Annotated in this window: 20 protein-coding genes, 2 tRNA genes and 1 riboswitch; of the genes, 16 read left to right on the top strand and 6 right to left on the bottom strand. The window is 67.9% G+C overall.

The genetic code is table 11. The annotated features are described in order from the left end of the window. The first annotated feature begins 103 nt into the window (after window positions 1-103). The 3 genes from Q9G87_RS05845 (at window position 104) to Q9G87_RS05835 (ending at window position 3004) form a co-directional block, all read left to right on the top strand. Window positions 104-1219 carry a PP2C family protein-serine/threonine phosphatase gene (locus tag Q9G87_RS05845; protein WP_305915155.1) on the top strand — a complete coding sequence of 372 codons (1116 nt, stop codon included), beginning with the start codon at window positions 104-106 and terminating at the stop codon, window positions 1217-1219. Between the two features lie 116 nt (window positions 1220-1335). Continuing rightward, the gene (locus Q9G87_RS05840) at window positions 1336-2640 is read left to right on the top strand and encodes a M50 family metallopeptidase (protein ID WP_305915154.1); all 1305 of its coding nucleotides are present in this window, start codon (window positions 1336-1338) and stop codon (window positions 2638-2640) included. A 7-nt stretch (window positions 2641-2647) separates the two neighbouring features. Next, on the top strand, window positions 2648-3004 hold the full coding sequence (locus tag Q9G87_RS05835) for an MmcQ/YjbR family DNA-binding protein (RefSeq protein WP_305915153.1): 357 nt from the start codon (window positions 2648-2650) through the stop codon (window positions 3002-3004). 113 nt (window positions 3005-3117) lie between these two features. On the opposite strand, the gene Q9G87_RS05830 is transcribed toward Q9G87_RS05835, so the two are convergent. After that, window positions 3118-3194, bottom strand: a tRNA-Pro gene (locus Q9G87_RS05830). Between the two features lie 89 nt (window positions 3195-3283). On the opposite strand from Q9G87_RS05830, the gene Q9G87_RS05825 reads away from it, so the two are divergent. Continuing rightward, window positions 3284-3357: transfer RNA gene (locus tag Q9G87_RS05825), tRNA-Gly, on the top strand. Window positions 3358-3438: 81 nt separating this feature from the next. On the opposite strand, the gene Q9G87_RS05820 is transcribed toward Q9G87_RS05825, so the two are convergent. Then, window positions 3439-3786, bottom strand: a complete 348-nt coding sequence (locus Q9G87_RS05820) for a hypothetical protein (protein ID WP_305915152.1) — start codon at window positions 3784-3786, stop codon at window positions 3439-3441. A 72-nt stretch (window positions 3787-3858) separates the two neighbouring features. Here Q9G87_RS05820 and Q9G87_RS05815 point away from each other — a divergent pair, with 72 nt between their 5' ends. Together Q9G87_RS05815 and Q9G87_RS05810 are read left to right on the top strand one after the other, a co-directional pair. Beyond that, entirely contained in the window at window positions 3859-4512 is a 654-nt protein-coding gene (locus Q9G87_RS05815) for a nucleoside/nucleotide kinase family protein (protein WP_305915151.1), read from the top strand. A gap of 86 nt (window positions 4513-4598) precedes the next feature. Continuing rightward, window positions 4599-5909 (top strand): TrpB-like pyridoxal phosphate-dependent enzyme, encoded by a 1311-nt coding sequence (locus Q9G87_RS05810; RefSeq protein WP_305915150.1) that lies wholly within the window; start codon window positions 4599-4601, stop codon window positions 5907-5909. A 36-nt stretch (window positions 5910-5945) separates the two neighbouring features. On the opposite strand, the gene Q9G87_RS60570 is transcribed toward Q9G87_RS05810, so the two are convergent. Beyond that, window positions 5946-6023, bottom strand: a complete 78-nt coding sequence (locus Q9G87_RS60570; RefSeq protein ID WP_371825749.1) for a 50S ribosomal protein bL37 — start codon at window positions 6021-6023, stop codon at window positions 5946-5948. A 146-nt stretch (window positions 6024-6169) separates the two neighbouring features. On the opposite strand from Q9G87_RS60570, the gene Q9G87_RS05805 reads away from it, so the two are divergent. The 4 genes from Q9G87_RS05805 (at window position 6170) to Q9G87_RS05790 (ending at window position 9757) form a co-directional block, all read left to right on the top strand. After that, the gene (locus Q9G87_RS05805; protein WP_305915149.1) at window positions 6170-6949 is read left to right on the top strand and encodes a DeoR/GlpR family DNA-binding transcription regulator; all 780 of its coding nucleotides are present in this window, start codon (window positions 6170-6172) and stop codon (window positions 6947-6949) included. Beyond that, a complete protein-coding gene (gene galT / locus Q9G87_RS05800) occupies window positions 6946-8019 on the top strand; it encodes a galactose-1-phosphate uridylyltransferase (protein WP_305915148.1) in 1074 nt (357 codons plus the stop codon). The genes Q9G87_RS05805 and galT overlap by 4 nt, the downstream gene beginning before the upstream one ends. A 68-nt stretch (window positions 8020-8087) precedes the next feature. Next, window positions 8088-8224: riboswitch (cyclic di-AMP (ydaO/yuaA leader) on the top strand. 6 nt (window positions 8225-8230) lie between these two features. Beyond that, the gene (locus Q9G87_RS05795; protein ID WP_305915147.1) at window positions 8231-9220 is read left to right on the top strand and encodes a coiled-coil domain-containing protein; all 990 of its coding nucleotides are present in this window, start codon (window positions 8231-8233) and stop codon (window positions 9218-9220) included. A 36-nt stretch (window positions 9221-9256) separates the two neighbouring features. Next, window positions 9257-9757 (top strand): DinB family protein, encoded by a 501-nt coding sequence (locus tag Q9G87_RS05790; RefSeq protein ID WP_305915146.1) that lies wholly within the window; start codon window positions 9257-9259, stop codon window positions 9755-9757. A 21-nt stretch (window positions 9758-9778) separates the two neighbouring features. On the opposite strand, the gene Q9G87_RS05785 is transcribed toward Q9G87_RS05790, so the two are convergent. The 3 genes from Q9G87_RS05785 to Q9G87_RS05775 form a co-directional block, all read right to left on the bottom strand. Then, window positions 9779-10720: a VOC family protein gene (locus Q9G87_RS05785; RefSeq protein ID WP_305915145.1), complete on the bottom strand. Its 942-nt coding sequence runs from the start codon at window positions 10718-10720 to the stop codon at window positions 9779-9781. After that, window positions 10710-11405 (bottom strand): TetR/AcrR family transcriptional regulator, encoded by a 696-nt coding sequence (locus Q9G87_RS05780; RefSeq protein ID WP_305915144.1) that lies wholly within the window; start codon window positions 11403-11405, stop codon window positions 10710-10712. The genes Q9G87_RS05785 and Q9G87_RS05780 overlap by 11 nt, the downstream gene beginning before the upstream one ends. 96 nt (window positions 11406-11501) lie before the next feature. After that, complete coding sequence (locus Q9G87_RS05775; protein WP_305915143.1) at window positions 11502-11981, bottom strand: ATP-binding protein; 480 nt, start codon at window positions 11979-11981, stop codon at window positions 11502-11504. A 233-nt stretch (window positions 11982-12214) separates the two neighbouring features. Between Q9G87_RS05775 and Q9G87_RS05770 the strand changes: the two genes are divergently transcribed. From Q9G87_RS05770 to Q9G87_RS05745, 6 genes are all read left to right on the top strand, one after another. Then, complete coding sequence (locus tag Q9G87_RS05770) at window positions 12215-13081, top strand: helix-turn-helix domain-containing protein (protein ID WP_305915142.1); 867 nt, start codon at window positions 12215-12217, stop codon at window positions 13079-13081. Window positions 13082-13249: 168 nt separating this feature from the next. Then, complete coding sequence (gene tig / locus Q9G87_RS05765; RefSeq protein WP_305915141.1) at window positions 13250-14626, top strand: trigger factor; 1377 nt, start codon at window positions 13250-13252, stop codon at window positions 14624-14626. Window positions 14627-15108: 482 nt separating this feature from the next. Next, window positions 15109-15741, top strand: coding sequence for a ClpP family protease (locus tag Q9G87_RS05760; protein ID WP_305915717.1), 633 nt, complete (start codon window positions 15109-15111; stop codon window positions 15739-15741). Between the two features lie 11 nt (window positions 15742-15752). Then, on the top strand, window positions 15753-16376 hold the full coding sequence (locus Q9G87_RS05755) for an ATP-dependent Clp protease proteolytic subunit (RefSeq protein WP_305915140.1): 624 nt from the start codon (window positions 15753-15755) through the stop codon (window positions 16374-16376). Between the two features lie 184 nt (window positions 16377-16560). Then, window positions 16561-17844: an ATP-dependent Clp protease ATP-binding subunit ClpX gene (clpX, locus tag Q9G87_RS05750; RefSeq protein WP_138691280.1), complete on the top strand. Its 1284-nt coding sequence runs from the start codon at window positions 16561-16563 to the stop codon at window positions 17842-17844. A gap of 160 nt (window positions 17845-18004) precedes the next feature. Next, a complete protein-coding gene (locus Q9G87_RS05745; RefSeq protein WP_371825737.1) occupies window positions 18005-20578 on the top strand; it encodes a valine--tRNA ligase in 2574 nt (857 codons plus the stop codon). The last annotated feature ends 473 nt before the right edge of the window (window positions 20579-21051 follow it).

The following is a 21051-nucleotide window of genomic DNA, read 5'->3' as shown; positions in this document are numbered from 1 at the left end:
GCGCGCAAAGGGGGAAGGCCACTGAATATCCGTCCTTAATGATCAAGGTGTTGGTCAAGTGGGCTGCCCAAACACGGGCCAGACCGATACAGTCAGGCGCATCATGAGTTCCCGTCCGGCGCCGCTGATCCCGCCACGGGTCCGTGCGGTCCTCGTACGGGTGCCCTTCCTCGTGCCCATTGTCCGATTCGTTCGCAGAGGCCCGCTGGCCCGCGATCGCAACCTGCTCATCGCCCTGTCCACGCTCGCGATCGTCATCGGCGCGCTGGCCGCGAAGGTCTCGACCGAGTGGTTCTCGCCTTCGCTGCTCATCCTCGTCACCCTGCTCGGCGGGCTCCAGTTGCGGCTGCGCAGCCTGATCAAGCTGCTCGTGGCCGTGGGCGCCGCGCTCGGCTTCATCGCGATCACGCTCGGCCTGGCCCGGATCGGGCTGGGGCTGACCGTGACGATCGGATTCACCACCGTGCTCGCGCTGCTCATGGCCCGGACGAGGGGCAAGCTCGGCGTGCAGGGGCTCCGCGGCGACGCGATGCTGCTGGAGCTGCGCGACCGGCTCAAGAGCCAGGGCGAGCTGCCTCCGCTTCCCAAGGACTGGGGCGCCAAGGTGGTGCTCAAGCAGGCTGGCGGGTCCTCCTTCGGCGGGGATTTCCTGGTCTCCATGCGTGACGGGAACACCGTGGAGATCGCCCTCGTGGACGTGTCCGGCAAGGGCGTGGACGCGGGCACCAGGGCGCTGCTGCTGTCGGGCACGTTCGGCGGCCTGCTCGGCTCGGTCGACGACTTCCTGCCCGCCTGCAATACCTACCTGCACCGCCAGCGGGGCGACGAGGGCTTCGTGACCGCCGTGCACCTGCGCCTCGACCTGGCCACGGGCGACTACACGATCACGTCGGCCGGGCATCCGCCGGTGGTGAAGTTCGACGCGGGCACCGGCAACTGGCAGGTTGCCTCGGCCAAGGGCGTGGTCCTCGGCGTGGTGCCCGACCTGCACTGCGAGCCCGACAGCGGCACCCTGCGCAAGGGCGACGCGCTGCTGCTGTTCACCGACGGGTTGATTGAGCAGCCCGGCCGCGACATCGACGCCGGGCTGGACCGGCTGCTCGGCGAGGCGGAGCGACTGCTGCCGTCCGGCTTCCGCGACGGCGCCAGAGCCCTGGTCAACGCCATGGCCTCCGGCCACAACGACGACTGCGCCCTCGTGCTGATCTGGCGCCCGTAGCAGTCTGCCCGGCGCCGCCGAGCCATGCCTGGCTTCACCGGCGCCACGTCGGGCCGGGGGAGTTCGACTACCCTGGGGCTGTCGGGACCGTCCGCCTTGCCCTGGAGCGCGCATAGATGAACTGGCTCTATTTGGTGGGGATCATCATCTTCCTGCTCGGGTTGATGTTCTCCATCGCTTTGCACGAGGTCGGCCATCTCGTGCCCGCCAAGCTCTTCGGCGTCAAGGTGACCCAATACATGGTCGGCTTCGGCTCGACCGCGTGGTCCCGGCGTAGGGGCGAGACCGAATACGGCATCAAGTGGATCCCGTTCGGCGGCTACATCCGCATGATCGGCATGCTGCCGCCGCGTCCCGGCGACGACCCGGCGAAGGTCAGGAGCACCTCGACGGGCCCGTTCCAGGCCCTCATCGAGTCGGCCCGCGACGCCGCCCAGGAGGAGGTCCAGCCCGGCGACGACGACCGTGTCTTCTACCGCAAGAAGTGGTGGCAGAAGGTCATCATCATGTCCGGCGGGCCGCTGATGAACTTCGTGCTCGCGTTCGTCTTCTTCAGCATCCTGCTGGTCGGCATCGGCCTGCCGAGCTGGGCCCCGGTCGTGTCTCCCGAGACCAACACCTGCGTGATCCCGATCTCCGAGCAGCGCACCACGTGCAAGCCCGGCGACCAGCTGACCCCCGCGGCCCAGGCCAAGATGAAGCCCGGCGACCGCATGGTCTCCTTCGACGGCCAGAAGATCAACACCTGGGAAGACGCGACCCGCCTCATCCGCGGCCACGGCCCCGGCCCGGTCCAGCTCGGCATCGTCCGCGACGGCAAGGCGATGACGCTCAACGTCACCCTCATCGCCCAGGACCGCCCCAACCTCCAGGACCCCCAGAAGATCGACAAGAACGTCGGCTTCCTCGGCGTGCTGCCGACGGAGGTCATGGAGCGCCAGAGCATGGGCGAGGTCGTCGGCTACATGGGCGCGCTGACGGCCCGCGTGGCAGGCTCCCTGCTCAACCTGCCGGAGAAGATGGTCGGCGTCTGGCACGCGGCCTTCTCGGGCGAGGCACGCGACCCTGAGGGCCCGGTCGGCGTCGTGGGCGCGGGCCGGATGGGCGGCGAGATCCTCGCCTCCGACCTGTCCAACGAGAAGAAGATCGCCATCTTCGTCAACCTGCTGGCCGGCTTCAACCTGGCGATCGGCATGTTCAACCTCATCCCGCTGCTGCCGCTCGACGGCGGCCACATCGCCGGGGGCCTGTGGGAGGGCATCAAGCGGGCGTACGCCAAGATCATGCGCCGTCCCGAGCCGAAGTACGTGGACATCGCGAAGGTGCTGCCGTTGACGTACGCGATCGCCATCGTCATGATGATCATGGCGGGCCTGCTGGTCTACGCCGACCTCGTCAACCCCCTCACGCTGACGGGCTGACGCGGCCGTGGACGCCGCGCTGGACCGGCTGCGCGCGCTCTGCCTGGCCCTGCCGGAGGTCACAGAACGGCTGAGTCACGGAGAGCCGACCTGGTTCGTCCGGGATAAGAAGACGTTCGTGATGTTCGCCGACCACCACCACGACGACCGCCTGGCGTTCTGGTGCGCGGCCCCGGCTGGGGCGCAGCAGGAACTGGTGGCCGAGGATCCCGAGCGCTTCTTCCGGCCGCCGTATGTGGGGCATCGTGGCTGGCTGGGCGTTTATCTGGATGTGCCGGAGGTGGACTGGCCGGAGGTGGCCGAGATCGTCGCCGACGCCTATCGCCAGATCGCCCCGAAGTCGCTCATCGCCCGCATGCCCTGAGATGTGTGCTTTCATGCGCCGCGCTGCAGCCGGCCTGCCGCCCTCGCCGGCCTCCCCGGCTGTGTGGGGCGAATGCACAAGGGCCGCCTCCGGATCGGATGCGGCCCTTGAGCTGGTCGGGGCGACAGGATTTGAACCTGCGACTTCTTGCTCCCAAAGCAAGCGCGCTGCCAAGCTGCGCCACGCCCCGTCTCGCCGAGTGCGCATGCGCTCCGGGACTCCGGTACGCTTACGCCCTGACGACCGGATGAAGTCTAGACCAGAGTTCGACCGGTTCGCGCGGACGTAGCTCAATGGTAGAGCCCTAGTCTTCCAAACTAGCTACGCGGGTTCGATTCCCGTCGTCCGCTCCAAGCACCAAAAGGCCAGGTCAGCCGCATGAGGCGACCTGGCCTTCGTGTTCTCCGCACTTTCTTCAGCGATCGAGTGACGGATCAGCCCCTCGTCTGCTCGATCACCTGAATCCAGGCGTGCCGCTTACGCACCACGAAGCGGACCCGATCCCCGTTCCGCAACACGATCGCCAGGCCGTTCGGGACGATCCCGAGGGTGTTGACCGGCGCGGTCGACACGATCTCCTCGATGGGCCACGCCCAGACGCCCCTCTGGGCGTTCACCGCATGCGAACGGAACACGAGCGACCGGCTGGTCAGCCACAGGCGGCCGCCCACCGCCTCAGGCCCCGCCCACAGGTTCGCCACCCCCTTGTGCACCACGGTTTCGCCAGGGGCGGGTAGGAAGTTCGTGTCACGGTAGACCTTCGCCAATTCCTGCTCATCCATGCGCACATCCTCAGCGCATCAGGAGCACGCCTTCAAGGCTGCCGCGAGATCGGCGATCGTAAGCTAGGGACGATGCGTGCGCGACCGATCTCCCGTGACGTCCTCATCGAGGAACTGGCCGAGCTCATCTCCGGGCGGCCGGGGGAGGAATGGGTGCGGGTGGCCGCGGACGGGGCGCCCGCCGCGCGTCCTCAGACGCTCGCTGACGACCTCGTGGCGCCGCTCCGGTCGCGCGGGCGGCCCGTGCTGCGGGTGTCGGCGGGCGACTTCCTGCGGCCCGCGTCGCTGCGCCTGGAGCACGGCAGGACCGATCCCGACGCCTTCTACGAGGACTGGCTCGACGTGAAGGGCCTGCGGAGGGAGGTGCTCGAGCCGCTGGAGGCCGGGGGATCGGGGCGGGTGCTGCGGGCGCTGTGGGACAGCCGGGTGGACCGGGCGTACCGGGAGCCGTACCAGCAGCTGCCCCCGGGCGGCGTGGTGCTGGTCGACGGGACGTTGCTGCTGGGACGAGGGCTCGCGTTCGACCTCAGCGTGCACGTGTGGCTGTCGGCGGGGGCTCTGGAGCGGGGGACGCCTGAGGAGGAGCGGTGGCGGCTGCCCGCGTACGAGCGATATGAGCATGAGGTCCGCCCGCAGCAGGCGGCGGACGTGGTGGTGAGGGCCGATCATCCGGATCGGCTCGCCGTCCTGGTCCTCGGCGACCGAGCACGGCCCGGCGGCTCGTAGCACGGCCCAGCAGCCCGTAGCCCGGCCCGTCGGCCCGGCGCGCTGGGATGCTGGAATGCCGCGCGTTCCCGGCGCAGACTGGGGCAATGATCCCCAGCAACTGGTACAACATCGTGCCCGACCTGCCCGCTCCACCGCCTCCGCCGTTGCATCCCGGCACCAGGCAGCCCATCGGGCCGGACGATCTGACTCCGCTCTTCCCCATGGAGCTGATCGCGCAGGAGGTCAGCGGGGAGCGGTTCGTCGCGATCCCGCAGGAGGTGCTCGACGTCTACCGGCTCTGGCGGCCGACGCCGCTGATCCGGGCGCGGCGCCTGGAGAAGGCTCTCGGCACGCCGGCGAGGATCTACTACAAGTACGAGGGCGGCTCGCCCGCGGGCTCGCACAAGCCGAACACGGCCGTGCCGCAGGCCTACTACAACGCGCGCGAGGGCGTACGGCTGCTCACCACCGAGACGGGCGCCGGGCAATGGGGATCGGCGCTGGCGTTCGCCTGTTCCCAGTTCGACGTCGAATGCCAGATCTGGATGGTCCGCGCCTCCTACGACCAGAAGCCGTACCGCCGCTCCCTCATGCAGGTGTACGGCGCCACCGTGCACGCCAGCCCGTCCTCCGTGACGGGCGCGGGCAGCAAGGTGCTGGCCGACCACCCCGACTCGCCGGGCAGCCTGGGCATCGCGATCAGCGAGGCCGTCGAGGTGGCCGCGGCGACCCCCGACGCCCGCTACGCGCTCGGTTCGGTGCTCAACCACGTGCTCATGCACCAGACGGTGATCGGCGAGGAGGCGCTCGAGCAGCTCCCCGAGATGCCCGACCTGATCATCGGCTGCACGGGAGGCGGCTCCAACTTCGCCGGCTTGACCTTCCCGTTCCTGCGGGAAAAGCTGGCGGGACGGATCTCGACCGTGTTCCGTGCGGTCGAGCCCGCCGCCTGCCCGTCGTTCACCCGCGGCGTCTACGCCTACGACTTCGGCGACACCGCCGGGCTCACGCCGCTGCTCAAGATGCACACGCTGGGGCATTCGTTCGTGCCTGACCCGATCCACGCGGGCGGCCTGCGGTATCACGGCATGTCGCCGCTGTTGTCGCACATGTACGAGCTGGGCCTGTTCGAGGCCGTCACCCGATCCCAGAACGAATGCTTCGAGGCCGGCGTGCGCTTCGCCAGGACGGAGGGCATCGTGCCTGCCCCTGAGCCCACGCACGCGCTCGCCGAGACGATCGCCGAGGCGCTGCGCTGCAAGGAAAGCGGCGAGGAGAAGGTCATCCTCACCGCGCTCTGCGGCCACGGGCACTTCGACCTGGCCGCCTACGATCGTCACCTGGCCGGGCAACTGGAGGACTACACCCTCCCGCAGGACCGCATCGACCAGGCCCTCACCGAACTACCGGGGTGAAATCGGGTGGCCGCCGGGCAGAGGCGGCCACCCGGGTCAGCGTGCGGTGGGCCGCTTGCCGTGGTTAGCCTTCTTCTTCTTGCGTGCTTTGCCCTTGCGTGCGCGCTTGGCCATACGCTCGCCTCCGATGATCGGGTGCTACGGCATTGATCCCTCACCGTCTCTCGCCTGCGCCGACCAGGCAAGCGACGCCACCCGACCTAACATTCCCCGAACTAATCCGTGTCATAATTTGGTGGAATCTGTTGGAAGGAGGGGGCATGCTCGCACAGCAGCGTCAGCAAGCGATCCTCGAACGCGTACGCAGCGACGGCGGTGTCCGGGTGGCCGACCTCGTCCGCGAGCTCGGCGTCTCCGACATGACCATCCGCCGCGACCTCGAGGTGCTGGCCGAGCGGGGCCTGCTGGAAAAGGTGCACGGCGGCGCGACCGCCCTGGGCCCGGGATCGACTGAGGAGCCGGGCTTCACCGCGAAGTCCGCCCGCCAGCAGCAGGAGAAGCAGGCCATCGCGCGCTGCGCGGCACAACTGGTGCGCCCCGGCACCGCTGTGGCGCTGTCCGCGGGCACCACCACCTGGGCGCTGGCGCACCACCTGATCGGTGTGCCCGAGCTCACGGTGATCACGAACTCCATCCCCGTCGCCGACGTTTTCCACCGCAATCCGCGCGCCGACCGCACGGTGGTGCTGACCGGCGGCGTACGCACGCCATCGGACGCCTTAGTGGGCCCGGTGGCCGTGGCCGCCATCCGCCGCCTGCACGTGGACACGCTCTTCCTCGGCGTGCACGGGATGAGCGTGCGGGCCGGGTTCACCACGCCCAACCTGCTCGAGTCCGAGACCGACAGGGAGCTGGTGGCGGCCGCCAACCGCCTGGTCGTCCCGGCCGACCACACCAAGTGGAACACGGTGGGCATCAGCACCATCGCCGAGCTGAGCGAGGCCGACGTGGTCATCAGCGACGCGGGGCTGTCGGAGGAAGCACGTACGCACCTGGCCGAAACGGCCGGGGAACTGATCATCGCGGAGGGCTCACTTTGAAGCGCACCATCACCAACCTGGCCGACGGCCGAGAGCTGATCTACTTCGACCGGCGGGACGACGCCGACAGGAGCGCGATCGACCGGCGGACGCTGGACCCCCGGCCGGTGGCCTCTGAGCTGCGCTACGACCCGCTGACCGAGGAGTGGATCGCGATCGCGGGGCATCGGCAGACGCGGACGCACCAGCCGACCGGCACGGCGGCCGAGTGCCCGCTGTGCCCGTCGTCGGAGACGCGCTCGACGGAGATCCCGGCGTACGACTACGACGTGGTGGTGTTCGAGAACCGCTTCCCCTCTTTTTCCGAAAATATCGGGACTTATGGGGAAGTGGGTGGGCTGAGTGAGGTCCGTCCGGCCGTGGGCCGCTGTGAGGTGGTCTGCTTCACCTCCGAGCACTCCTCGTCCTTCTCCCGATTGTCCGACGCCCAGGTCGAGCTGGTCATGGAGGCATGGGCCGACCGCACGGCCGAACTGTCCGCCATCGAGGGCGTGGAGCAGGTCTTCTGCTTCGAGAACCGGGGCTCGGAGATCGGCATCACGCTCGCGCACCCGCACGGCCAGATCTACGCCTATCCGTACGTCACCCCGCGGACAAAGCTGCAGCTGGGCGCCGCCTCTCGCTACAAGGGAAATCTGTTCGCCGACGTGCTGGCCGCCGAGCGCGCCGCCGGCACGCGGGTGGTGGCGGCCAACGAGCTGTGGACGGCTTTCGTGCCCGCCGCCGCGCGCTGGCCGTTCGAGGTGCACCTCTACCCGCACCGGCAGGTGCCCGACCTGGCGGCGCTGACGGAGGCGGAGCGTGCCGCGTTCGCGCCGCTGTACACGTCGGTGCTGAAGGCGTTCGACGGGCTGTTCGGGGTCGTGATGCCGTACATCGCGGCCTGGCACCAGGCGCCGGTACGAGAGGGCCGTGAGCTGGCTTACCTGCACCTGGAGCTGTTCACCATCAGGCGGGCGCCGGAGAAGCTGAAGTATCTGGCGGGGTCGGAGTCGGCGATGGGGGCCTTCGTCAACGACGTGCTGCCGGAGGAGGCCGCACGCATGCTTCGATCACGAGTAGATCACTAATAGATTTCTACTTAAGGTCGCATGACCCGTGATCTACCACTAATATCCCGATAAGCACTGGCCGTAACGGCCGGTGCCCGCCTAATCCCGGGCGAGTTGCCCGGGAGCCGGGGACCCATCGCACGTGGGGTGAATCCACTTCGGTGGTAGGGATCTCCCATGCCCGAACCCGTCAGCTAACCCGGCCGGCAGAGGGAGAGGAAACATCTACGTGGCGGCTGCCCTGATTCGCTCGGGAGCTCCGCTCCCTTCGCCGTCCCTCGCGAGTCTTGCCATCAGCCTCATCACCGCCGCCGCCGTCGCCTTCTTCCCGGCGACCGCGGCGTCGGCGGCCCCCAAACCGACGGAGTCCGAGCTCCGCGCCCAGCTCAAGCAGCTCAACAGCAAGGTCGACAAGCTCATCGAGCAGTACAACCTCAAGCGCGTCGAGCTGGCCAAGGCCCAGCAGGCCGCCAAAACGGCCAATGAGCGCCTGGCCACCGCGGAGCAGACGCTGGCCGCGGCCGAGCAGCGCGTCGCCGAGATCGCCCGGCTTCGCTACCAGAACGGCAACCCCCCGGTGCCGGGTTTCATGCTGCCCGCGAGCGGCGGCAGCGCGGCCGTGCTCAACCAGCTGACCGTCGAACAGCAGGCGTTCGTGCAGGGTGTGGCCAAGGCCCGTGACGACAAGGAGAAGGCCGCCAAGGACGCCGCCGCGCTGGCGGCCGAGATCCGCGGGGATGCGGCCGAGGTGGACAAGCAGCGTGACGAGGCCGAGGACGTCATCGAGGACATCAAGAAGAAGCTCCAGGACCTCGTGCCGTACGGCACCGGCCGCAAATCCGACGGCAGTTGGGCCCCCGAACTTCCTTCCGGCTCCGACAACATCACTCCGCGCACCCGGCTCATGCGCGAGCAGGTGGGCAAGAACTTTTCGCTGCCGTACACGGTGGGCTGCTTCCGCTCGGGCTCCAGTGGCGAGCACCCGCTCGGACGCGCCTGCGACTTCATGATGAGCACCGGAGGCTCGATGCCGACGGCCGCGAACCTCGCACTGGGCGACCGGATCGCGGAGTGGGCGATCAAGAACATGGACAAGCTCGGCGTCAAGTACGTGATCTGGAAGCAGCGCATCAACCACGGCTCGGGCTGGAGCGGAATGTCGGACCGCGGCAGCATCACCGAGAACCACTTCGACCACGTGCACATCTCCATGCACTGAAAGCCGCACACCAGGCCGAAGGTAAGGTCAAGGCTCGTGATCGACTCCCGTACCCCACCACCCCTCACCGGCGACGAGCTGACGGTGCTCAACAACTGGCTCGAATGGCACCGCGCCACCCTCGCCGTCAAATGCGCGGGCCTGTCGGACGAGCAGTTGCGCCTGCGCTCGGCCCCGCCGTCGACCCTGTCCCTCCTCGGCCTGGTCAGGCACATGGCGCACGTCGAACGCTCCTGGTTCCGCCGCGTGCTGAACGGCGAGGACATCCCCAAGCTGTGGGACAAGGACCGCGACAACGACGCCGACTTCAACGACGTCGACACCGCCTCGGCCGAGGAGGCGTTCGCCACGTGGCAGGACGAGATCGAGCGCGCCCGCGCCATCTCGGCCGCCACGCCGCTGGACGCCGTCGGCGACCGCAACGGCCGGGACTGCACGCACCGCTGGATCCTCGTCCACATGATCGAGGAGTACGCCCGCCACAACGGTCACGCCGATCTTCTACGCGAGCGTATCGACGGCGTTACCGGCGAATAACGGTCCCCAGCCGCTCCGCCGTCACCCCTGACGGAAGACGATCGCGGTGCCGAGCGCCTCGCGGGCGGGCACGAAGATCTCGCCCGCGGCGGTCTCACCGACCGTCATCCCGGCCTCGCCCAGGAACCGCCCGGTGGCCGCGACGTCCCGCACCGCCACCGCGTACGCCGCGAACCCGGGCAGCGCCACCGCACCTTCGCCCGGCAACAGCGCGTCCAGCCGGGACGCGCCGACCAGCGTGATGCGAGCACCGTCGTCGCCGAGCGCGAACGTCCGCACGAGCCCGTCCCGCGATGCCGTACGTGCCACATAGCGCTCATAGCGCCGCTCGGCCTCGGCCAGCTCGTCGTCGGCCACACACAACACGCATTCGACCAGCTCGACCGCGCCATTGGGATGGTCGGCGGCCTCATGCGCGGAGGCGTTCTCCGCCAGCCCGACCCGTCCCTCCGGCACGAGCCCCGGCTCGGCGCCGTCGATCTCCAGCCACCGGACGGGCTCCATCCGCACCCCGTCCGCCGTCTCGACCGGCCGCTGGGCCGCCTGCACCCCGCCGTGCCCGACGCCGCCGGCCGTCAGCCGGCCGGCGGCGCCGTCGATGCCGAGTGCGTCGAACATCAGGATGTGCACACCCTCGAAGCGCCGCAGGCACGCTTCCAGGTTGGCCGCCGTGCCGCGGATGGCCTCCTTGAGCGCGGGCAGCCGCTCCGCGGGCGCCCGCAGCGGGATCAGCCGCGCGTCGCCGGGAACCCGCCCCGCCCCGGCGACGGTGACCAGCTCGAGGAAGCCACCGGTGAGGTACGCGTGCGTATTGCCCACCCCGACCGGCTCGGGCGGCTCGCCCACCACGGGGTACGCGGGCCCCGGCAGCGCGAACCCCATCCGTCTGTATCGCTCGAGCGCCTGCCCCATGTCATGCACCACGTGCCCCACGTGGTGCAGCCCACGGATGTCATGTCCCATCGCCGCCTCCATAAGCCGCGTCACGGAAGTCACGGGAGAGCCCTTCGAAGATCTCGATCACCCGCTCGGCCACCGGCGCGCAGTCGGGCAGCCGCTCCGGCTCGAACGTCCTGCGCAACGTGTCGGCCAGGACGCCGGCCTTCTCCTCCAGGCCGAGCGTGACCTCGGCCGGCAGCAGCGGCTCGACGGCGAAGAACCCGAACACGATCGTCGGCAGCGGATAGTCCAGGTCCTCGGGTCGCAGACCCTCCCGCAGCAACCCGTGCCGGGCGAGCACACCCAGGTATTCGTGCGAGGCGAGCAACTTGGCGCCCTCGAGCGGTTTCCTCGCCGGGCTGGCGAGGAACTTGTCGAGCATCTCGGCGTCCCTGGTGAAGATCGCCCGCAGCACCGGCCGCCGCATCGCCTCCAGGAAGAACCGGCGCATGTACCGGTGCAGCGCGATCTCGTCGGGATCCGCCCGCATGCCCGCGACGACCGCCTCCAGCATGGCCACCGCCTCCCTGGCGCCGACCGCGAAGAACAACTGCTCGCGGGTACGCCAGTGCAGGTAGATCGTGCCCTTGCCGACCCCGGCGCGTTTGGCGATCTCGTCGATCGTCACCCGCCGGTATCCCCAGCGCAGCAGCAGTTCCTTGGCCGCGTCGAGGATCCGGTCAGCCCGCCCGCGGTGCTCGGCATCCACAAAGGCCTCCTCGTGACTGTTGACCGATGACCAATTTAGCACTTTGGTCACGAGCGAGAACACGGAGATGCCGTAGCGGGTGATCTAAAGGTTGGGTCAGGATTCCGTGCGGAACAGCGCCCAGACGGCCTTGCCGCCGCGAGCCAGGGGGTCCCAGCCCCAGCACTGGCTGTACGTTTCGACGATGTAAAGGCCGCGCCCGTTCTCGGAGATGAAATCCGGCTCCTTGGGCCGCGGCACCTCGTCGCTGGGGTCGGCCACCGCGAGCAGCACGTGCGGCGCGACCCGCATGAGCAGCAGCTCGATCTCTCGCCGCCCGGCCGCGTACATCGCGTACCTGACGGCGTTCGTCACCAACTCCGACACCACGAGCGCGGCGTCGTCGCTCAGGTCGTGCAGTCCCCAGCCCTGCAGTGTGGAGCGGGTCACGTCCCTGGCGGTCTTCACCGAGTCGGCCTGAAAGGGCAACGGGCACGCGGTCGTGTACGGCTGGCCGCCGCCCGAGAGCAGGTGGTCGAAGCCCACTTCGCGGGTGATCTGCAGGCAATCGGCAGTGGCCAGAGGATCCTCCACCATGCCGCCGATACCTCCCCGTTCAGCCTTGGTTAGTGCATGTTTGGCCCAATATGCACTAAGCCATCATGGGTCACGACCGCTGCGGCTGCAAGACCCAAATGCACGTGCAGCTGCAATGTGCAATAGCAAACACCGTTTTTGGGCATGGATCCCGGAATCGGACACGAGGTTGAGACCTTGTCATTCAAGGCGATGTGGTGTCACTGTGTGTGCGGACCTTGATAGGAGGCAAAGTGACGCAGAACCAGCCGGGTTCCGGGCCGACGGCGCTGCGCATCCTCCTGGGCTCCCAGCTGCGCAAGCTCAGGGAAGCGAAGAACGTCACTCGTGAGGAGGCCGGCCACCTGATCCGTGGCTCGGAATCCAAGATCAGCCGCATGGAGCTGGGCCGAGTGGGGTTCAAAGAACGCGACGTGGCCGACCTGCTGACTCTGTACGGGGTCGTGGACCAGCAGGCCCGCTCCGCCGTGCTCGACCTGGTCGCCACCGCCAACGAGCCGGGTTGGTGGCACCGGTTCAACGATGTCCTGCCCACGTGGTTCCAGGCGTACGTCGGCCTCGAAGAGGCGGCCGCCAGGATCAGGACCTACGAAGTCCAGTTCGTGCCGGGACTGTTGCAGACCAAAGAGTACGCAAGGGCTGTGGTGACCGCCGGTGCGGCGGGCATTGGGGCTGAGGAGATCGCCAGGAGGGTCGATCTCCGGCTGGAGCGCCAGAGGATCTTGGACAAGCCGGACGGGCCGGTCTTCTGGGCGGTGATCGACGAGGCCGCGCTCCGGCGGCCGATCGGCGGAACCGAGGTGATGAGGGCCCAGCTGGAGCACCTCATCGACCTCATGCGCCAGCAGAACATCACGATCCAGATCATGCCGTTCAGTTTCGGCGGGCACAGTGCCGAGGGCGGGGCGTTCAGCATCTTGCGCTTCCCCGATCCCGACCTGCCCGACGTCGTGTACGTCGAGCAGCTCGCCAGCGCGCTCTACCTGGACAAGCGTGAGGACGTGGACCGATACACCGAGGTGATGGAGCGGCTGTGTGCCGTGAGCACCACCCCCGATGAGACGATCGAGCTACTGCGGACGATCTCGGAGGAGTTCTGACGGCGGCGGGCGTCGTTGTTGGGTGTGCATCTGCCCTAGACTGGACCATCGGCGTTGGATGCGGCCGTGGCAGAGCATGCCCCAACACCGCACATGTGGGCGCGGCGCGTGGGCCGTACCGATGGACGCGCCCGCGATCACTCGTAGCTTGATCAAGGAGACCATTCCGTGAAGACCGCTGTCGAGGAGCTCAGCCCCACGCGGGTCAAGCTCACTGTCGAGGTGCCGTTCGACGAGCTGCGCCCGAGCATGGATGCGGCATACAAGAAGGTCGCGCAGCAGGTGCGCGTCCCCGGGTTCCGGCCTGGCAAGGTTCCGGCCCGCATCATCGAGCAGCGCTTCGGCCGGGCGGTAGTGCTGGAGGAGACCCTCAACGACGCGGTGCCCAAGCTGTACGGCCAGGCCGTCGACGAGGTCGACGTCTTTCCCGTCAGCCAGCCCGACATCGAGGTCACGAAGATCGAAGACGGTGAGCAGATCGAGTTCACCGCCGAGGTCGACATCCGGCCCAACTTCGAGGTGCCCGACTACGCCGGCATCGAGGTCACGGTCGACTCCGCCGAGGTTTCCGACGAGGACGTCGACACGCAGCTCGACGCGCTGCGCCAGCGCTTCGCGACGCTGACCGGCGTCGAGCGCCCGGCCGCCAATGGCGACTTCGTCGTCATGGACCTGCGCGCCGAGATCGACGGCACGAACATCGAGGAGCAGCAGGCCAGCGAGGTCTCTTACGAGGTCGGCGCAGGCTCCGTGCTGCAGGGCCTCGACGCCGCGCTCGAGGGCATGTCCGCCGGCGAGGAGAAGAGCTTCAAGACCGAGCTGGTCGGAGGCGAGAACGCCGGCGAGGAAGCCGACGTGATCATCACCGTCAAGTCGGTCAAGGAGAAGGTCCTGCCGGAGCTGGACGACGAGTTCGCCCAGCTGGCCAGCGAGTTCGACACGCTCGACGAGCTCAAGGCCAGCATCCGCGAGCAGGCCCGCCGCAACAAGCTCATCGACCAGGTCGTGCAGGCCCGGGAGAAGTCGCTCGACGCGCTGCTCGAGCAGATCGACATCCCGCTGCCGGACAGCGCGCTCAAGGCCGAGGTCGACGCCCGCAAGCACAACCTCGACCACCAGGTGGCCGAGAGCGGCCTGAGCCGCGACGCCTACTTCCGCCTCTACCAGACGACGGAGGAGGAGCGCTTCGACGAGTTCGAGAAGAACTCCGCCCGCGCGCTCAAGGTCGGCTTCGTGCTCGACAAGATCGTCAAGGCCGAGGAGCTGGGCGTCTCCGAGCAGGAGCTGACCAACTTCGTGGTGCGCCGCGCCATGGAGATGGGCGTCCAGCCCAACGAGCTGGCCAAGCACCTGGCCGACAACGACCAGCTCACGCTGGCCATGGTCGAGATCGTCCGCGACAAGGCCAAGTCCGTGATCGGCGACGCCGCCAAGATCGTGGACACCGAGGGCAACGACGTCGACCTCAAGGCGATCTACACCGAGATCAACGGTGAAGAGCCTGCTCAGGAAGAGGCTGAGGCCGAGGACAAGCCCGAGGCGTAAGCTTCCGCCCTTCGCCGGGCACTACGAAGCCCCTGGATCGGATCGGTCCGGGGGCTTCGACGTTCCGGCGCCCCCGCGCCCGCCGCCACCGCTGCGGGCGATGCTTCCGCCCCTTCGCGCGCCCGCCGCCACCGCTGCGGGCGATGCTTCCGCCCCTTCGCGCGCCCGCACAAGACCCGCGGGCACCGTGGCTGCCAGGGACGGCCCGGCCGCCAGGCGACGCTGGGGGCGCTCAGAGGGCCCATGAGGAGCGCCAAGGGCGCGAGGCCCTCCTCGACCGGCCACCGCCTCCTGGTCGGCGAGGACCGCCGTCTGAGGGCTGCCAGGGGTGGTCGCCGGCTGGATGGCCCGGACACCCGGGCGCAAGGCCCCGAACATGCGCCGTCAGCGAACAGTACGGGGGACCGGGCATGACCTGTAGGCGGCGCGCGTTAAGGTCACAAGCAAAGCCAATCGATTACGACGCATCGGAAGGTGACGCTGTGACCAGCCCGCCGACCTTCTATCAGCCTGAGTCTCGAGGCCGTGAGAACGGCTCCGCCTTCCGGCTTGAAGACCAGCTTTACCAGCGCCTGCTCAGGGAGCGCATCATCGTGCTCGGGCAGGAGGTCAACGACGAGATCGCCAACCGCATCTGCGCCGAGCTGCTGCTCCTTGCGGCCGACGACCCAGAGCGCGACATCACGCTCTACATCAACTCGCCGGGGGGCTCGGTGAGTGCAGGCATGGCGATTTACGACATGATGGAATACGTGCCGAACGACGTATCGACGGTTGTGATGGGCATGGCGGCCTCGATGGGGCAGTTCCTGCTCACCGCCGGGGCCAGGGGCAAGCGCTTCGGCCTGCCGCACGCCCGTGTCATGATGCACCAGCCGTCCGGCGGCATCGGCGGCACCGCTGCCGACATCGCCATCCAGGCCGAGCAGATGCTCTACGTGAAGAAGACGCTGGCGGAGCGGATCGCCTTCCACACGGGGCAGCCGCTGGACCAGATCGAGGCCGACTCCGACCGCGACCGCTGGTTCACGGCGGAAGAGGCCAAGGACTACGGCTTCATCGACCACGTCGTCCGTAGCGCACGACAGGTGCCCTCACAGGGCCCGGTTTCCTAGGGGGAGCTGACATGAACATCGAGAGCCGTTACGTTCTCCCCTCCTTCGTCGAGCGCACGTCATACGGCGTGAAGGAGATGAACCCGTACAACAAGCTCTTCGAGGACCGCATCATCTTCCTCGGAGTGCAGATCGACGACGCGTCGGCCAACGACGTGATGGCCCAGCTGCTGACGCTGGAGTCGCTCGATCCCGACCGTGACATCAGCATCTACATCAACTCGCCCGGCGGCTCCTTCACGGCCATGACGGCGATCTACGACACGATGCAGTTCGTCCGGCCGGAGATCCAGACCGTCTGCCTCGGCCAGGCCGCCTCCGCGGCGGCCGTGCTGCTGTCCGGCGGCACCCCGGGCAAGCGGTTCGCGCTGCCCAACGCCCGGGTGCTGATCCACCAGCCGTCCACCGAGGGCGGCGGCCAGGGAAGCGACATCGAGATCCAGGCCAGGGAGATTCTGCGCATGCGGACTCTCCTGGAGGACATCGTGGCCCAGCACACGGGCAAGACCTCCGCCGAAGTCCGCAAGGACATCGAACGCGACAAAATTCTCAACGCGGACGAGGCAAAGGCGTATGGTCTGATCGATGACATCATCCCGTCCAGGAAGAAACGAGCTCAGGCCGTAGCTTCCTAGACGAGACGTGACGCACCGGGGCGCTGCCCAATAGGGCACGTTCCGGTGCGACTCGCCGCTAGGGGGCTCACTGAGGGCCCAGAAGACGGTAACGTCGAAACCTGAGCGGTTCGGCCAAGTCCGGAGGATGTCCGGAGACACTGCTCGCAAGAGCAGGGCGGTCCCACGCAAAGGAGTATCTGGGGTGGCACGCATCGGCGACGGGGGAGACCTGCTGAAGTGCTCTTTCTGCGGAAAGAGCCAGAAGCAAGTCAAGAAGCTCATTGCCGGTCCAGGCGTCTACATCTGCGATGAGTGCATCGATCTCTGCAACGAGATCATCGAGGAGGAGCTGTCGGAGTCCTCCGAACTCAAGTGGGACAACCTGCCCAAGCCGAGGGAGATCTACGAGTTCCTCGACGCCTACGTCATCGGTCAGGACAAGGCGAAGAAGGCGCTCTCGGTGGCGGTCTACAACCACTACAAGCGGGTGCAGTCCGGCGACCGGGGCAGAGACGACGGCCTGGAGCTGGCCAAGAGCAACATCCTGTTGCTCGGGCCGACGGGCTCGGGCAAGACGCTGCTGGCGCAGACCCTCGCGAAGATGCTCAACGTGCCCTTCGCCATCGCCGACGCCACCGCGCTCACGGAGGCCGGCTACGTCGGCGAGGACGTGGAGAACATCCTCCTCAAGCTCATCCAGGCCGCCGACTACGACGTCAAGAAGGCCGAGACCGGCATCATCTACATCGACGAGGTCGACAAGATCGCCCGCAAGAGCGAAAACCCGTCGATCACGCGTGACGTCTCAGGCGAGGGTGTTCAGCAGGCGCTGCTGAAGATACTGGAGGGCACCACGGCCTCGGTGCCTCCGCAGGGCGGCCGCAAACACCCGCACCAGGAGTTCATCCAGATCGACACGACCAACGTGCTGTTCATCTGCGGCGGCGCGTTCGCGGGTCTGGAAAAGATCATCGAGTCGCGGATCGGCAAGAAGGGCATCGGTTTCAACGCCATCATCCGGTCGAAGGAAGAGGTCGACACGGCCGACATCTTCGCCGACGTGATGCCGGAGGACCTGCTGAAGTTCGGCATGATCCCCGAGTTCGTGGGCCGTCTGCCGGTCATCACCTCGGTGCACAACCTCGACCGCGAGGCCCTTATCCAGATCCTCACCGAGCCGCGCAACGCGCTGGTCAAGCAATACCGCAAGCTGCTGGAGCTCGACGGCGTGGAGCTGGAGTTCACCGACGGCGCGCTCGAGGCCATCGCCGACCAGGCCATCCTGCGCGGCACCGGCGCCCGCGGCCTGCGCGCGATCCTGGAGGAGGTGCTCCAGTCGGTCATGTACGAGGTGCCCTCCAGGCAGGACGTCGCCCGGGTGGTCATCACCCGCGAGTCGGTGCTCGAGCACGCGATTCCGACTCTCGTACCACGCGACCAGCTCGCCGCGAAGCAGCAGCGCACGCCTCGCGAGAAGTCGGCCTGAGCCGTCCTCCCCGCGCACCGAGCGCCCCGTGGCAGTCCGCCACGCGGGCGCTTTCGGCGTATTGGGCCCTCTTCACCTCAGGGTGGGCCGTCATACGCCATGCCCCCAGTGCCCCGCCTCCGGGGCTTGGGGCCTTTTCCGCTCGTACGCCTCCCTAGAATTGGTCACTGTGACAACGCCAGAGCTGCCTACGCAATACACACCGGCCGACGTCGAGACCCGGAGCTATGACCGCTGGGTATCCGAAGGCTACTTCGGCGCCGATCCGGGCAGCTCGGGCGAGCCATACAGCATCGTCCTGCCGCCGCCCAACGTCACGGGCGTCCTGCACATCGGGCACGCGCTCGACCACTCCATCCAGGACGCGCTCACGCGCCGCGCCCGTATGCAGGGGCGCGAGACGCTCTGGCTGCCCGGCATGGACCACGCGGGCATCGCCACACAAAACGTCGTCGAGCGTGAGCTGGCCAAGGAAGGGCTGTCGCGGCACGACCTGGGACGCGAGGCGTTCGTCGAGCGGGTCTGGCAGTGGAAAGAGGAGTCCGGTGGCCGGATCCTCGGCCAGATGCGCAAGCTGGGCGACGGCGTCGACTGGTCACGCGAGCGCTTCACCATGGACACGGGTCTGTCGCGTGCGGTGCAGACGATCTTCAAGAGGCTCTTCGACGACGGGCTGATCTACCGCGCCGAGCGCATCATCAACTGGTGCCCGCGCTGCCTCACCGCGCTGTCCGACATCGAGGTCGAGCACAGCGAGGACGAGGGCGAGCTGGTCTCGATCCGCTACTCCGACGAGATCGTCGTGGCCACCACACGAGCCGAGACCATGCTCGGCGACACCGCCGTGGCCGTTCACCCCTCGGACGAGCGTTACGCCCACCTGATCGGCACGATGGTCGAGCTGCCGCTCACCGGTCGCATGATCCCCGTGGTCGGCGACGAGCACGTCGATCCGGCCTTCGGCACCGGCGCGGTCAAGGTCACCCCCGCCCACGACCCCAACGACTTCGAGATCGGACGGCGTCATTCCCTGCCGTCGCTGACCGTCATGGACGAGCGCGGCGTGATCACCGCGCACGGGCCGTTCCAGGGGCTCGACCGCTTCGAGGCCCGGCCGGCCGTCGTGGCCGCACTGCGCGCGGACGGCAGGATCGTCGCCGAGAAGCGCCCCTACGTGCACTCGGTCGGCCACTGCTCGCGCTGCAAGACCGTCGTCGAGCCGCGGCTGTCGCTGCAGTGGTTCGTCAACGTCGGGCCTCTGGCGAAGGCGGCCGGTGACGCGGTTCGCGACGGGCGGACCCGCATCCACCCGCCGGAGCTGGCCAAGCGTTACTTCGACTGGGTCGACGACATGCACGATTGGTGCATCTCCCGCCAGCTGTGGTGGGGGCACCGCATCCCGGTCTGGTACGGGCCCGAGGGCGATGTCGTGTGCGTGGGCCCCGACGAGGAGCCGCCCGCCGGCTACACGCAGGACTCCGACGTCCTGGACACCTGGTTCTCCTCCGCGCTGTGGCCGTTCTCGACGATGGGCTGGCCGGACGCCACGCCGGAGCTGGCCCGCTTCTACCCGACGTCCGTGCTCGTCACCGGCTACGACATCCTGTTCTTCTGGGTGGCCCGGATGATGATGTTCGGGCTCTACGCCATGGACGGCGAGCCGCCGTTCCGCGTCGTGGCGCTGCACGGAATGGTCCGCGACCAATACGGCAAGAAGATGTCCAAGTCGTTCGGCAACGTGGTCGACCCACTCGACTGGATCGAGCGCTTCGGCGCCGACGCCACCCGCTTCACGCTGCTGCGTGGTGCCAACCCCGGCGCCGACGTCGCGGTGAGCGAGGAATGGGCGGTCGGCTCACGCAACTTCTGCAACAAGATCTGGAACGCCACCAGGTTCGCGCTCATGAACGGCGCCGCTGTCGGGTCGCTCGACGGCGCCGACCTGACCGCGGCCGACCGGTGGATCCTGTCGCGCCTGCAGACCGTGGTGACGGCCGCGGACACCGCCTTCGAGGACTATGAATTCGCCAAGGCGGCCGACCTGCTCTACCACTTCGCGTGGGACGAGGTCTGCGACTGGTACCTGGAGCTGGCCAAGATCCAGCTCGGTGAGGGGCTCGACCACACGCGGCTGGTGCTCGGCCACGTGTTCGACGCGTTGCTGCGGCTGCTTCATCCGCTGGTGCCGTTCGTGTCCGAGGAGCTGTGGCGGGCCGTCACGGGCGGCGAGTCGATCGTCGTGGCGCCGTGGCTGGTCGCCGACTCCCGCTACGCGGACGCCGCCGCCGAGGCGGAGATCGACGCGCTGCAGGAGCTGGTGACCGAGGTGCGCAGGTTCCGCTCGGATCAGGGGCTTAAGCCGGGCCAGAAGGTGGCCGCCCGGCTCGGGCTCGCCGGCACGCCGCTGGCGGATCAGGAGACGGCGGTCCGCGCGTTGCTGCGCCTGACGCAGCCGACGGAGTCGTTCAGCGCCACAGCGCGGCTCTCGGTGGGCGACGTGACGGTGGAAATCGACACCGCCGGCGCCATCGACGTCGTCGCCGAGCGCAAGCGGCTGGAGAAGGACTTGGCCGCCGCGCGCAAGGAGGCCGCCCAGGTGGCCGCCAAGCTGGGCAACGAGCAGTTCATGGCCAAGGCGCCGGACGACGTGGTGGCCAAGGTCAGAAGCCGGGCCGAGCAGGCATCCGCCGACATCGCGCGGCTGGAGGCACAGCTCGCCGGGCTCGGTGTTTGAACCGTACGTACGCGGGGAAGGTCCATTCGTTACCGAAGATGGACCTTCCGCGCCGTTGAGGCTGCTACAGTTTTCAACGCAGGGCTGGTTAGCCCTGGCATCCCTCCGAACGAACCCCGGCTTCGGGTTGCTCCCGCCATGCGGTTGGACAAGAGCCGAAAGTCAGGGTAAGTTAGGAGAGTTGCCTCGAAGAGAGGCAGGTCCGGAAGCTCCCGGATCGGGCGGTTTGACAGGAATCGTCCGGATCTGGTAGTCTGAAGGAAACGAAGTATGAGGGAGCCTCCACACTTGGATCTCGAGAGATCCTGGTGGGGATGTACGCGTCCGTTTCTTGAGAACTCAACAGTGTGTTAAAAGCCAGTGCATGTGCATCACACATGTATGACCCCGTCATTTTTGACGGTTATTGCTTGGATGATTCATCCGAACATGATCATTGTTTGGAGAGTTTGATCCTGGCTCAGGACGAACGC

The sequence above is a fragment of the Nonomuraea turcica genome (assembly GCF_030718205.1).
Taxonomy (GTDB): Bacteria; Actinomycetota; Actinomycetes; order Streptosporangiales; family Streptosporangiaceae; genus Nonomuraea.
The sequence above is the reverse complement of the archived record's forward strand: the minus strand, read 5'-3'. Positions and strand labels throughout refer to the sequence as shown.